The sequence below is a fragment of the Aurantivibrio infirmus genome, assembly GCF_054767315.1.
On the sequence record NZ_BAAFSK010000002.1, the window covers coordinates 624,192 to 638,115 of the forward strand.

Genomic DNA, 13,924 nt, shown 5'->3' on the forward strand with positions numbered 1-13,924 from the left:
TTAGTTGAGGTATGTCCTCACTGGGAGATGGGGTAGTCTGTTAATGTTAAAGACTCCTTACCTTGTAAAGAGTCGAAGGTTACGACCTTCGGTTCAAAGTGAAAGTTTTGATGATTTGATGCGGGGTGGAGCAGCCTGGTAGCTCGTTGGGCTCCTTACCTTGTAGAGAGTCGAAGGTTACGACCTTCGGTTCAAAGTGAAAGTTTTGATGATTTGATGCGGGGTGGAGCAGCCTGGTAGCTCGTCGGGCTCATAACCCGAAGGTCGTTGGTTCAAATCCAGCCCCCGCTACCAATTTAGAATACAAGCCTTGTAGAGAGAAGACCCTAGAAATCGGATTTAACTCTTTATTAGGCCCAGCGGAGCTGCTGGGCGAAAGGCGAATAGCTTTTTAATACCAGTTGAATAGCTAAATAGCCGAGGGATTTGGTGCAGTGTGAGAATCGGGTTTGTTCCGCTTCTTAAGCTGGCCGGCTAAGCCGGGGCATAGATCGTTTTATGGCGATCGACATTTATTCCTAGCGTTACTGCTACTACTGATTACTTAGGTAACAGTGAGTTAAAGTAGAAACGCTAACTTTGAAGCCCCTATATTAGGGGCTTTTTCGTTTGCAGGATCTACAAATTAAATATCCTGCTGCCAAGATTTTAAGTACTTTGCGATCAATCGAGTGTGGAGCACTTGAATGCTTAGATCGAGGTACTGTGTGAAATGGGCTACGTGCCCATTTTTTGTTTTATAAATAGATTGGTCGAAATCTCCTAGTTCGGGTGATTTTGTCATTGAATACTTGAGTTAGAAATATAGGCGTAGCAGTAATGGGTGGAGGAAATTCGAAGCACTTAGTAGAGTTGCTGGAGCCCGTCGTGAAATCTCTGGATTGTGAGTTGTGGGGTTTAGAGTACCACTCTAGCGGTCGCGGTCATGGCACTCTGCGAATCTATATAGACCGAGAGGATGGCGTTGGCTTATCTGATTGCGAAAAAGTCAGTCGCCAGGTTAGCAGCGTGTTAGATGTAGAAGACCCTATACAGTCGGAATATACCTTAGAGGTATCAACTCCAGGAATGGATCGGCCGTTGTATACCATTGAGCAATATGCGGCATTTGCCGGTGAGCGAGTAAAAGTTAAGTTAAGGGTACCGTTTGAAGATCGTCGACATTTCACGGGGTTGTTAGTCGGCGTTGAAAATGATGAAGTAAAAGTTTTGGTAGATGATCATGAGTATCTATTGCCAATTGAGTCCATAGACAAGGCTAATGTCGTTCCTAATTTTGCAAAGTCTTCAAAGGCTAAAACGGATGCAAACACAAAGAGCGATTAACGAGGTTAAGGCATGAACAAAGAAATTTTGCTGGTTGTCGATGCAGTATCACACGAGAAAGGTGTTGATCGTGAAGTAATATTTGAAGCGATTGAGCTTGCACTTGCGACAGCAACTAAAAAACGTTACGACGAAGACTCAGAAATTAGAGTCGTGATTGATCGTGAATCTGGTGATTATGAAACTTACCGTAGTTGGTTGGTGAGAGATGATGACACTATGGCGGCGCTCGGTACAGAATTCACTTTGGAAGAGGCGCACGAAAAAGATCCATCATTAAAAGCAGATGATACTTACGAAGAGCAAGTTGAGAATGTTGGCTTTGGTAGAATAGCTGCACAAACTGCGAAGCAAGTGATTGTGCAGAAAGTTCGAGAAGCCGAGCGCGCGCAAATTGTTGAAGAATATGAAGATCGCGTTGGTGAACTAATCAGTGGTTCGGTTAAAAAAGTTACACGTGACAATATTATTGTTGACTTAGGAAATAACGCAGAAGGCTTGTTGGCTCGCGATCAGTTAGTAGGTCGAGAAATTTTTCGTGTCGGCGATCGCATGCGGGCGCTACTGCTAGAAGTTAAATCTGATGTGCGAGGCCCTCAACTTATTTTGAGTCGCTCAGCTCCGGGCATGTTGATTGAGTTATTTAAAATTGAAGTACCGGAAATCTCCGAAGAAGTTATTGCATTAAAAGCCGCTGCTCGTGATCCTGGACTGCGCGCAAAAATTGCCGTATCGACAAACGATGGCCGAATTGACCCGGTTGGCGCTTGTGTTGGTATGCGAGGCTCTCGTGTTCAAGCAGTATCTAACGAGTTGGCAAACGAAAGAATCGATATTGTTTTGTGGGATGATAACCCCGCACAATTTGTTATTAATGCGATGGCTCCCGCTGAAATTGAATCGATCGTTGTCGATGAAGACAGTAACTCAATGGACGTTGCTGTGGCCGAAGACAATTTAGCGATGGCGATAGGTCGGGGTGGACAAAACGTTCGCCTGGCTTCTGAGTTGACGGGTTGGGACATTAATGTCATGAGCGTTGATGACTGGCAATCTAAGCAGCAAGAAGAATCTGGTAGTACTTTACAAGTGTTTATGGAAAAACTCGACATCGACGAAGATGTTGCCACTGTACTTGTAGAAGAAGGTTTTACTTCTTTGGAAGAGGTTGCATATGTGCCTCTCGAAGAGATGTTATCGATCGAAGGTTTTGATGAAGAAATTTCTGAAGAATTACGCGCACGAGCAAAAGACGCATTGCTAACGCAAGCGTTAGCAAGCGAAGAGAAACTCGAAGAACCAGCAGAAGATTTGTTGGGAATGGAAGGAATGGATAAACAAACTGCTTTCAAATTAGCGAGTCGTGGCATTACTACGATGGAAGATCTTGCCGAGCAGTCTGTTGATGAAATACTTGACGTAGACGGCATGGATGAAGAGCGTGCTAGCGCATTAATTATGAAAGCAAGAGAGCCTTGGTTTGCAGAAGCGCAAGCTAATGAAGGCAATCAGTAGTAGCAAGTTAACGAGACTGAGGAAAAAGAATGGCTGAAGTAATAGTAAGCGAGCTCGCCAAATCGGTAGGTGCCTCCGTCGAGAGGCTGCTAAGCCAAATGAAAGAAGCTGGCTTAAAGCACGACTCCGCTGAACAAGTCGTTTCCGATAAAGAGAAGCAAATACTGCTCGCCTTTTTAAAGGGTAGTCATGGCGACGATGACGCTGCGCCAAAGAAAATCACTTTGCGGCGAAAAACCACTACGACCTTAAAAACGGGAAGTGGTAGCGCTCGCAAAACAGTGAACGTAGAAGTTAGAAAAAAGCGCACCTATGTGAAACGCGATGCTTCCGAAATAGAAGAAGCCGCTAAAGAAGCGGAGTCGGTGGCAGAAGCTCCTGTTGCTACTAAAGTGGAGACTCCCTCGGCGGATACGCCTGTTGTTGAAGATTTTGAGGTGAAGCGCCAAGCCGCAGCGAAAGCCCGTCGCGAAGAAGAGGAAGCAGCGAAGCAATTAGCTGAAGAAAAAGCGCGTCAATCGCTCGCCGAAAAAGAATTAGCGTCAAAAGCTAAGCCTTCAAGCGATAAAGACAGTAAGCCGCGTACCGAAGCGCAAAAAGCGCAAGATGATGACGAACGCAAGCATGGCAAGCGCAAAGATAAACATTCTGCACCTGATGATGAAGGTGAATTGCGCCACAAAAAAACCAAGCGTGCAGGGGTGGCAGGTCCTAAAAAAGCTAAACGCATAGATTTGTTGGTTGAAGAAGTTCTTAACGATACGGATGAGCTTGAAGGTGTTAGCGCAGCCGATTTAATTCCTGCAACACCGAAAAAGCCCAAGCCAGCAATTAAGTTGGTCAATAAACATAAGTTTAAAATGCCAACTGAAAAAATTATTCATGAAGTAGAGCTGCCTCCCACTATTGTTGTTGCGGAACTCGCACAGCGTATGAAAGTAAAAGTGGGTGAGGTTATGAAACGCCTCATTAAATTAGGCGTAATGACCACCATCAATGAAGCGATTGACCAAGAAACCGCGCAGTTGTTAGTAGAAGAGATGGGTCATACGGCTAAATTACTCACTGGTAATGAAGTTGAAGAGAAACTTGAAGAAACCATTTCTAATGATGCTGAAAAAGTATCGCGTGCACCTGTTGTTACCGTAATGGGTCATGTTGATCACGGAAAAACTTCTTTGTTAGATTACATCCGTAAAGCAAAAGTGGCTTCTGGTGAAGCGGGTGGGATCACTCAGCATATTGGTGCCTACAGAGTGTCAACAGGTCATGGTGAAATCACGTTTCTAGATACACCCGGACATGCTGCCTTTACTTCAATGCGAGCTCGTGGTGCGCAGTGTACGGACGTGGTAATACTTGTTGTTGCCGCTGATGATGGTGTGATGCCGCAAACAGAAGAAGCTGTTCGTCACGCGAAAGCAGCCGGCGTGCCCATCGTTGTCGCGATTAATAAATGCGATAAAGAAGCGGCCGATCCGGATCGGGTAAAAAATGAATTAGCGGCGAAAGATGTAATCCCTGAAGATTGGGGTGGTGATACACAGTTTATCCAAGTATCTGCTCATACTGGTGATGGCATTGATGCCTTACTGGACGCGGTGTTGTTGCAATCCGAAATGCAAGAACTAACTGCCGTAATTGATGCGCCTGCACGCGGTGTTGTCGTTGAGTCCCGTGTTGATGTTGGCCGTGGTGTTGTTGCAACAATTTTGGTTCAACAGGGTACCTTGAATATCGGCGATATTCTTTTGGCTGGTCAATCATTTGGTCGTGTTAAAGCCTTGAATAATGAACGCGGTGAACAAGTGAAAAGTGCTGGTCCTTCAACACCGGTAGAAATTTTAGGTTTAGATGCGGCACCAGCAGCAGGTGATACTTTTGTCGTTGTTCCTGATGAGCGAAAAGCGCGAGAGGTTGCACTTCATCGTTCGGAAAAAGAAAAACAAGAAAGATTGCAGCGGTTGCAAGCAAGTAAATTAGAAAATATGTTTTCGTCTTTAGATGAGGGCGAGAAGAAAATTTTAACCATTGTCCTAAAAGCCGATGTTCGAGGGTCTCTCGAAGCAATTCAATCTGCGCTCTTAGATATTGGTAATGACGAAGTGAACGTTAATATTGTCACTGCAGGTGTGGGTGGCATTACTGAAAACGATATGAACCTAGCCTTAACTACCGGTTCAATTGTTATTGGTTTCAACGTAAGAGCTGAGTCTTCTGCACGAAAAATGGCAGAACAAGAATCCATTGAAGTGCGTTACTACAGTATTATTTATCAGTTACTGGATGACGTGAAAAGCGCTTTGTCAGGAATGCTTTCTCCCGAACGCGTTGAAGAAATTGTTGGTATTGCAGATGTTCGTGAAGTGTTTAGATCACCAAAGTTTGGCCAGGTGGCTGGTTGTATGGTTGTTGAAGGCACGGTTCATCGCAGTAAGCCGATTCGTGTACTGCGTGACAATGTTGTTATCCATGAAGGCGAGCTAGATTCCTTGCGTCGCTTTAAAGATGATGTCAATGAAGTTCGCAACGGTATTGAGTGTGGTATTGGCGTTAAAGATTACGATGTTAAAGTGGGTGATCAAATCGAAGTGTTTGATGTTAAAGAAGTTGCACGAGAGCTTTAAACCACTTTTCTCGAATTAGTAAAATCAAAGTAATTTGTGTCGTTAGATTTAAATTACTATATTTATGCGGTTAAAAGGCGCTCCGCTTAGTAGAGCGCCTATTTTTTCTTAAGCCTTACCAGTAACGCTTCTCTATATTTATTTTTCTCCATCACCGAAAAAACGATTTCATGCCAAAAGAATTTAGCCGAAACGTGCGTATTGCTGATCAAATTCAGCGAAGTCTTGCGCAAATTATTCAAGCGAATATCTCTGATCCGAGACTTGGCCTTGTGAATATAAACCAAGTTGATGTTAGTCGTGATTATGCGAACTCTCGTGTATACGTTACGTTTATCGGGCGAGATTCTGAACAAGAAGTAAAAGAGTCAATCTCGATTTTAAATAATGCTTCAGGTTATCTGCGCTCAGCACTTGCGAAAACCTTAAACAGTCGGACGACGCCGCGGCTCTCTTTTGTGTACGATAAGATTTCTGTTGAAGGCCAAAAGTTAAGTCAATTGATCGATCGTGCTGTCTCAAAAGATCAAGAAAATCACAGTGATAATTCTGAGTCGAGCAGTGACTAAAATTGCTGTTATTCGAGTTAACGCAATGCCGATAGTTTGTTTGTGTCAATCCAAACAAGTGAGGTAAGTTGTGCCGCCAAAAAAACCCAAAGGGCGAGCAATTAATGGCGTGCTGTTGCTGAATAAAAGCGGCGGGATGAGTTCAAACAACGCGTTGCAACGCGCCAGACGATTATTTAATGCGGCGAAGGCGGGGCATACCGGTAGTTTGGATCCTCTGGCAACGGGGGTATTACCGCTGTGTTTTGGTGAAGCCACCAAGTTTTCACAATTTTTGTTGGATGCGGATAAAGGTTATCAAACGACAATTGTATTAGGCAGCTCCACGACGACCGGAGATGCAGATGGGGAAATTCTAGCGCTGAGCGACTGCTCGGCGATTACCCAAGAAGCGGTGGCGAATGCGTTGCTTGAGTTCCACGGTAATATTGAGCAAGTGCCGCCAATGTATTCGGCGCTAAAACACCAAGGGCAGCCACTGTATAAATTGGCACGCCAAGGCAAGGAAATAGCACGTAAACCGCGACCCGTAAGAATCGATAAGATTGAACTACTGGGCTTTCGGCAGCTAGAAAATAGTGCCATTGAGATAGACGTGGAAATATTGTGCAGCAAAGGCACTTATATTCGTTCTATCGCGGAAGATTTAGGTAAGGCATTGTTTTGCGGCGCTCATGTAAAAAAACTGCATCGGATACAATCCGGTGAGTTTAAAGTCGAAGACGCGCTGACTCTTGATGAGTTAGTCGCTGAATTGGCTGACCAAGAGGTGAATGTTCTCGATCATCATTTGCTACCAACTGATACACCCGTCCGCTCTTTACCGTCAGTGGAATTGCCTGAGCAGAATGCCTTCTACTTCATGCAAGGGCAGGCGGTGATGGTCTCAGAGGTCTACCGAATTGCCGAAGAAGGTGGTATGGTGCGTGTTTTTTCTTCAGCCTCGATTTTCTTGGGGCTTGGGCAGATTAGTGATGATGGACGAGTAGCTCCTAAGCGCTTGGTAGTTCTGAATTAAAATCGCCTTTTTGTTGAAGAAGAGCCAGAAAGTAGAATTTAGAGACATGTGTTTCGGCTAAATATCTTGGATATAGATTTTTTTGTTGCTTAGTCAACCTGTTGCATTTAGGTTGTTTTAGCTTCGAGAAAGCCAGCTAAACGCGGTCGATAAATAGATTAGTTTGCGTAAGCAAATTAATTGTCAGTTAGCCCTCCTGTAAATATGCACGGGTAAGGCTGAATTAGGGGGATGAGTTAACAGAGTCTGTTGACCATCCATTTTGCATGTTGCGAGTATTATTTGGCCTGGCTAAAAAAGAAGTAACTTTTAAGCTTAGCCGAGAGATACTCGATTAATAAAGGTAGTAAAAATGTCATTAAGTCCAGAAGAAAAAGCTAATATTGTTAAAGACAATGCACAAGGGGAAGGCGACACTGGTTCACCAGAAGTACAAGTTGCGTTACTCACAGCAAACATTAACAAGTTACAAGAACATTTTGGTGCTCATAAGCACGATCACCACTCTCGTCGTGGATTGATTCGAATGGTTAACCAGCGTCGTAAGCTTTTAGACTATCTAAAAGGCAAAGATGCATCGCGTTACACCGCTTTGATTCAAAAACTTGGTCTACGCCGTTAATAAAAAAGGGATTCGCATTGCGAATCCCTTTTGTTTTTCTGTTCTAGTATTCATATTCTTATCTAGTTGACATTAAACTATTTTTTTTGGTGGTTCGATAACGATTAGGTAAGGTGTTAATAATAAAAAGCAGAACATTTGTAGAATTTTTTCTTCACCATTGCTGCTTTCGCGAACACATCGTTCGTAAGTTAATGGTTAAGTTTGAAAGAAGATCCCGCTTAATTTGTCATTTTGAATATACAGCTTTGGCAAAATTAATCTTGGGTATCTACTAAGTAAGCCATTGAGCACGTAACTGTTCAAAACGTAAGTGAACTAAAATTATTTTTTTAGATATATTTGAAATCGAAACTGAAAATTAAATTAGACAAACATTAAAATTATCAAGAAAAGGATACTATTGTGAATCCCGTAATTAAATCATTTCAATACGGTAATCAGACCGTAACAATCGAAACGGGCCGAATCGCACGGCAAGCAACAGGCGCAGCACTCGTTACCATTGGACAAACAGCCGTATTGTGTACGGTGGTGGGAGCAAAAGACACCAGACCAGGGCAAGATTTTTTCCCGTTGTCTGTTCACTATCAAGAAAAAGCATACGCGGCCGGCAAAATCCCCGGTGGATTCTTTAAACGCGAAGGTAGACCCACTGAAAAAGAAACCTTAACGTCACGCTTAATTGATCGGCCCATTCGCCCATTGTTTCCAAAAGGATTCATGAATGAAGTGCAGGTTGTTTGTGCCGTCATTTCTACTGATAAAGCCAACGACCCAGATGTTGCCGCAATGATTGGCACTTCAGCGGCTTTGTCAGTTTCAGGTATTCCATTTAACGGTCCTATTGGTTGTGCGCGAGTAGGCTTTACTTCTGAGAAGGGTTATTTGCTTAACCCGAGTTATGAAGAGTTGGTTTCAAGCGAGCTAGACATGGTTGTCGCTGGAACTAGTGACGCCGTATTGATGGTTGAATCTGAGGCGAACGAATTACCCGAAGATATCATGTTGGGTGCGGTTCTATACGCCCACCAAGAAATGCAAGTAGTAGTGCAAGCTTGTCAAGAATTAGCGCGCGATGCGGGTAAGCCACGTTGGGAATGGCAAGCTGCAGAAAGTAATGAAGAATTAAGAGGCAAAGTCGCGCAATATTTCGAAGACTCCATCGGCGTGGCTTACAGAATTACTGATAAGCAAAAACGTTACGATCGTTTAGGTGAACTACGTACGCAAGCGGTCGAAGAAATTGCGACAGAGGCGAGTGGTTATTCTGCTGACGACGTGAAAAGCATATTTGCTTCTATCGAAAAAAATATCGTTCGTACGCGCGTTGTTGCCGGCGAAGCACGTATCGATGGTCGTGATCTCAAAACGGTTCGTCCAATTACTACCGAAGTGGGCGTACTACCAAAAACACATGGTTCCGCATTGTTTACACGCGGCGAAACCCAGGCTTTAGTGGTGGCGACTTTAGGGTCCGCCCGTGATGCGCAAATAATTGATGCATTAGAAGGCGAGCGTCGCGATAACTTTATGTTGCATTACAACTTTCCTCCTTATTCAGTAGGTGAAGCTGGGCGCATGGGTGGCACAGGTCGTCGTGAAATTGGCCACGGTCGTTTAGCGCGTCGCGGTGTTGCTGCGGTTATGCCAACTGAAGAAGATTTTCCCTACACAATTCGCGTAGTGAGTGAGATTACCGAATCAAACGGCTCAAGCTCTATGGCGTCGGTTTGTGGTTCTAGTATGGCGATGATGGATGCGGGTGTTCCTTTAAAAGCGCCTGTTGCCGGTATCGCAATGGGTCTAGTGAAAGAAGAAAACGGTTATGCTGTTTTAACCGATATTCTTGGTGATGAAGATCATCTAGGCGATATGGATTTTAAAGTCGCGGGTACCGCTCAAGGTATTACTGCTTTGCAGATGGATATTAAAATCGAAGGTATTACCGAAGAGATTATGGAAACTGCTTTAGAGCAAGCGTTGCATGCTCGTTTACATATTCTTAGCGAAATGAATAAAGTTCTCGCGACAGCTCGAACGGAAGTGTCCGACAATGCACCGCGTTTTGAAAACATCAAAATTGATCCTGATAAAATCCGTGATGTCATCGGTAAAGGTGGAGCAACTATCCGCGCTTTAACTGAAGAAACCGGTGCTTCGATCGATATTAGTGATGACGGTCTGATTAAAGTGTATAGCGACAACGCGGAATCTTTAAAAGCTGCTATGGATAAAATTGGTGAAATTACTGCTGAAGCAGAAATTGGCCGCATCTATGAAGGTACTGTTGCACGGGTTGTTGATTTCGGTGCATTTGTTACATTCCTGCCCGGTAAAGATGGTTTGGTTCATATTTCACAAATTGCTGAGGAGCGTGTCAACAGCGTGGCCGATTATCTTAAAGAAGGTCAAGTTGTCAGAGTGAAATGCTTAGACGTAGACAATCGAGGCCGCATCAAGCTTTCGATTAAAGAAGCTACCAAAGAAGAGAATCCCGCACCAGAAACGCCAGCGGAAGAAACACCTGCTAGCGAATAAGCTGACTATTTCTCTACAAAAAAATCCCGCTAATAAGCGGGATTTTTTATATCTGATCTAAACTGTTTTTTCGAACGTATAGAGTAGTAATGTTGATTATTCTACAAATTACGGGAAAAACACATGAGTAAGCCCAGTCTTTTCACGCAAACCAGCCGATCTTCTTTTTTGCTAATTTCCTTAACAAGTTTATTGGCTGCATGCAGTGGCGTCAGTGTAGATGACTATTCTGCAGCAAACCTAAAACTAATACCGCAAGAATTTTTTGAGGGAAAGCTAAGTGCTCACGGTGTTGTTAAAAATCGATCGGGCAAGGTGATACGCTATTTTAATGCATCCATCGACGCAAATTGGGAAAGTGGTGTCGGAACCCTGGATGAACATTTTTTATTTGATGATGGAGAAATGCAACAACGTATTTGGACACTAGTACCATCGGGTGAGTCGACATTTGTAGCGACTGCGGGTGATGTTATTGGCAAAGGTTCCGCTAAATACGCAGGCAATAGCTTATTTTTAGACTACGTTTTACGAGTTCCTTATAACGACGGCAGTATTGATCTCAAGATCGACGATCGAATGTATCTGGTTAATAGCGACACATTAATTAATGAGTCAGGCATGTATAAATTTGGTGTTAAGGTTGGCTCGATCTTGATCGTAATAAACAAAAAAAAGGAAGAAAGTAGTTAGTCTTATCAAAGGTTTGAAAATTTCATAAAGACCAAGCGAGTAGTTGAATACCTGCTCTTCTGACACCCTTCCACAACGGCATTAGACTAGCGATTGCTGTGAGTTATTCAGGCAAATTTGTTGAGTGAATCTTGAGCTTATGGCTTAATAGGCTCCATAAATTCCAATAATAAGTAAAAAATCCATCTATAAGGTCGATAAATCAAGCCGAAAGCATCCAATTGATTTCGGCTATATGTTGATTGGGGCGCCACACTATGATGACTGATCTTCACAACATGCTTGAGAGCATGGCCGTACTAAAGGCCTCTGATCTCTATATCAATGTTGGTGCAGCACCAACGTTCAAAGTGAATGGAGAGCTTCGAACAGTCACACCTACACCTCTTGATGGAGGCCAAATTAAACGGCTCATCCTGGAAGTGCTAGATGATGAACAACGACAACGTTTTGAAGAAAATTTGGAGCTTGATGTCAGCTTACAAATAACCAATGGCGGACGATTTCGTCTGAATATTTATCGTCAGAAGGGCGCCTTGGCTTTGGTGGCCCGACACATTAAAAATATTATCCCGTCGATTGATGAATTATTTTTGCCGGATGTTTTAAAAGACTTAGTGATGGCAGAAAAAGGTTTGTTCTTGGTCGTTGGTGCTACTGGTACGGGAAAATCTTCAACGATGGCTTCGATGATTGATTATCGGAATGAAAATCGTCAAGGGCACATTTTAACGGTTGAAGATCCAATCGAATTCGTTCACTACCATAAACAGTCATTGGTTAGTCAGCGTGAAATCGGCGTTGATACGCAAAGTTATACGGATGCATTAAAGTTTGCTTTAAGAGAAGCACCTGATGTCATCGTTATTGGCGAAATTCGCGATCAAGAAACAGCAACTCAAGCTTTACGCTTTGCTGAAACCGGCCACCTTTGCTTGGCCACATTACATGCGTCCTCAGCAAATTTAGCAATCGACAGATTAGTAAACTTTTTTCCCGCCGATGCCCACCAACGAATTTATCAAGATGTCGCGGCGCATCTGATTGCCGTGGTTGCGCAACGCTTGGCGAAAGGGCTCAACGTGCCGCGTATACCAGCTGTAGAGTTGCTAATTAATAATATGCATATCGCTTCTCTAATTGAGAAAGGTGAAACACATTTATTAAAAGAAACTATGAGTAAGGAGCATGGTAAAACTTGTCAAACTTTTGATGATGCGCTTTTTAAATTAGTTCAGCAAAAACAAATTACCAAGGAAGAGGCAAATCGTTTAGCGGATTCCCAAGTAGATCTTAAATTACGTTATCGAATGGTTGATAGTATTTATCAAGAACAAATATTTTCTAACGTGAGTGATTGGTGTGATCACACGATCGATTTTAATCGTTACCGGACAATATCGATAGAAGCAAAAAAAATTAGCGTCGAGCATAGGCCAGATATGAAAGAGCGATTAAATGAAGCGATCGTGGCGGAAGTAAAAAACCGAGGTTACAAAATCGTTGAAAACGATCCAGATCTTGCGTTGAAATTTTCTTTTGGTTTGCGTTCAACCTCCAAAAATAATCTTAGTGATACCGATCAATACAGTACAGATTTTGCTGAATCACCGAGTGTTGAAGCGGGTATCGCGATGAAGATTGATGACACTAAAACAGGAAATACAGTCTGGAAAATGCAAGCTACACAAGCGTTAACCAGCCGTTTGTCGGAACAACACGAGTTTCAAGAGGAAATATTTAGCTTAATGACTACCTTGCCCGATACTTCCGAAGTGGGGGAGGTCGAGCATGCTGAAGCTTTTATCATTAAGTGAGTTTGTGATAATCGAGTAGCATTATTTAGTGGCTCCCAGTAAATACATATTCGATAAATGGAATTGCTATGAATAAATATAAATCAATAAGCTCTTTTGTGGCCCTAATTGTTACGTCTTTACTTTTTTTGGTCGCTTGTGCAACCCCTTCGGTCAAGCAGCGTGTCGTTATGCCTGCAAAAGTACCACAAATTGCGTCGGCAAAAAAACTAGCGTTAATGCAGTTCGGTGGTGATCGTGACAGGCAGTTCACTGCCAAATTAGAGTCGTATTTAGCGGGCATTCATGTCGAAGGAAAACCGTATTTCACCCTGGTTGACAGAGAGCTATTTGATACGATTTTACGTGAGCGCAATTTACAAGCTGAGTCAGGCGTTATTAATCCAGAAGATTCCATGACCTTAGGAAGGCTTTCGGGCGTCGACACGGTTTTATCTGGGCAGGTTTCTCGCCCCTCCTTTAATTCTTCGATATACAAAGAGGATCGTAAGTCTTGCATTGTTGAAAACGATGACGGCGATTGTACGAAGTATCGAAATTATCAAGCCTCCTGTCGTAACGACGAATCGAAATTTGAATATTCAATTAGAGCTATAAATGTCGAAACTGGCGATATCGTGTTTATTAAGTCCTACGATGGTCGAGTTGAAAACTCTTATTGTGCCGATAAGGGTGAGAGCGGTATTGCTTATAACGACATGATGGCTATGGCAATGGATAAAGCGATTAATAAAATGCGAAATGATGTCGCACCATATGAAGTGTGGGTGACAATAGATTTAATGAAAGAAGATGAAAGTGGCCTTAAAGGTAATCCTGCTGCATACCAGTATTTTGAAAATGGTCTTAAATTAGCGGGTGACAATTTGATTGATGCAGCCTGTGAGCAGTTCCAATTTGCAGAATCGGCTTATAAGGAATCCCCTGCGGTTTATTATAATCTTGGTGTTTGTCGTGAGTTGGAGCAAGACTTTGAAAAAGCACTGTCATTATATTCGCAAGCTAAAGTATTTTTATTTAAGCCTGATAATCAGATTGAAACGGCGATAGCGAGAACTAAGAAAATGCAAATTGACTCGGATACATTGTCGAAACAATTGCGCTAGAATAAGATTTCATTTTTTTAATTGTTCTAAAATCGAATGCTAGAGTTTGAGTATATCTGCCAAAACCCTTTTCTAAACGTGAACTTGGTG

10 protein-coding genes and 1 tRNA gene are annotated in these 13,924 nt (G+C 43.0%); all 11 read left to right on the plus strand.

Features of this window, described 5'->3' with window-relative positions; genetic code table 11:
• Window positions 1-217 precede the first annotated feature (217 nt).
• Window positions 218-294, plus strand: a tRNA-Met gene (locus ACYUCY_RS06495).
• 525 nt (window positions 295-819) lie between these two features.
• Complete coding sequence (gene rimP / locus ACYUCY_RS06500) at window positions 820-1,326, plus strand: ribosome maturation factor RimP (RefSeq protein ID WP_460225645.1); 507 nt, start codon at window positions 820-822, stop codon at window positions 1,324-1,326.
• A 12-nt stretch (window positions 1,327-1,338) separates the two neighbouring features.
• Window positions 1,339-2,841, plus strand: a complete 1,503-nt coding sequence (nusA, locus tag ACYUCY_RS06505; RefSeq protein WP_460225646.1) for a transcription termination factor NusA — start codon at window positions 1,339-1,341, stop codon at window positions 2,839-2,841.
• A 29-nt stretch (window positions 2,842-2,870) separates the two neighbouring features.
• Window positions 2,871-5,468 (plus strand): translation initiation factor IF-2, encoded by a 2,598-nt coding sequence (gene infB, locus ACYUCY_RS06510; RefSeq protein WP_460225647.1) that lies wholly within the window; start codon window positions 2,871-2,873, stop codon window positions 5,466-5,468.
• A gap of 170 nt (window positions 5,469-5,638) precedes the next feature.
• On the plus strand, window positions 5,639-6,037 hold the full coding sequence (gene rbfA, locus ACYUCY_RS06515; protein ID WP_460225648.1) for a 30S ribosome-binding factor RbfA: 399 nt from the start codon (window positions 5,639-5,641) through the stop codon (window positions 6,035-6,037).
• Between the two features lie 70 nt (window positions 6,038-6,107).
• Complete coding sequence (gene truB, locus ACYUCY_RS06520) at window positions 6,108-7,055, plus strand: tRNA pseudouridine(55) synthase TruB (RefSeq protein ID WP_460225649.1); 948 nt, start codon at window positions 6,108-6,110, stop codon at window positions 7,053-7,055.
• A 352-nt stretch (window positions 7,056-7,407) separates the two neighbouring features.
• On the plus strand, window positions 7,408-7,677 hold the full coding sequence (rpsO, locus tag ACYUCY_RS06525) for a 30S ribosomal protein S15 (RefSeq protein WP_460225650.1): 270 nt from the start codon (window positions 7,408-7,410) through the stop codon (window positions 7,675-7,677).
• 405 nt (window positions 7,678-8,082) lie between these two features.
• Window positions 8,083-10,218, plus strand: coding sequence for a polyribonucleotide nucleotidyltransferase (gene pnp, locus ACYUCY_RS06530; protein ID WP_460225651.1), 2,136 nt, complete (start codon window positions 8,083-8,085; stop codon window positions 10,216-10,218).
• Window positions 10,219-10,341: 123 nt separating this feature from the next.
• Window positions 10,342-10,911 (plus strand): DUF3833 domain-containing protein, encoded by a 570-nt coding sequence (locus tag ACYUCY_RS06535; protein ID WP_460225652.1) that lies wholly within the window; start codon window positions 10,342-10,344, stop codon window positions 10,909-10,911.
• A 257-nt stretch (window positions 10,912-11,168) separates the two neighbouring features.
• A complete protein-coding gene (locus ACYUCY_RS06540; protein ID WP_460225653.1) occupies window positions 11,169-12,728 on the plus strand; it encodes a PilT/PilU family type 4a pilus ATPase in 1,560 nt (519 codons plus the stop codon).
• Between the two features lie 68 nt (window positions 12,729-12,796).
• The gene (locus ACYUCY_RS06545) at window positions 12,797-13,834 is read left to right on the plus strand and encodes a CsgG/HfaB family protein (protein ID WP_460225654.1); all 1,038 of its coding nucleotides are present in this window, start codon (window positions 12,797-12,799) and stop codon (window positions 13,832-13,834) included.
• Window positions 13,835-13,924: the final 90 nt, after the last annotated feature.

Bases quoted from the DNA above. Each gene is read 5' to 3' on its own strand.
- rpsO (WP_460225650.1), top strand. From the start codon at position 7,408: ATGTCATTAAGTCCAGAAGAAAAAGCTAATATTGTTAAAGACAATGCA.
- nusA (WP_460225646.1), top strand. From the start codon at position 1,339: ATGAACAAAGAAATTTTGCTGGTTGTCGATGCAGTATCACACGAGAAA.
- rimP (WP_460225645.1), top strand. From the start codon at position 820: ATGGGTGGAGGAAATTCGAAGCACTTAGTAGAGTTGCTGGAGCCCGTC.
- ACYUCY_RS06540 (WP_460225653.1), top strand. From the start codon at position 11,169: ATGATGACTGATCTTCACAACATGCTTGAGAGCATGGCCGTACTAAAG.
- infB (WP_460225647.1), top strand. From the start codon at position 2,871: ATGGCTGAAGTAATAGTAAGCGAGCTCGCCAAATCGGTAGGTGCCTCC.
- ACYUCY_RS06545 (WP_460225654.1), top strand. From the start codon at position 12,797: ATGAATAAATATAAATCAATAAGCTCTTTTGTGGCCCTAATTGTTACG.
- rbfA (WP_460225648.1), top strand. From the start codon at position 5,639: ATGCCAAAAGAATTTAGCCGAAACGTGCGTATTGCTGATCAAATTCAG.
- ACYUCY_RS06535 (WP_460225652.1), top strand. From the start codon at position 10,342: ATGAGTAAGCCCAGTCTTTTCACGCAAACCAGCCGATCTTCTTTTTTG.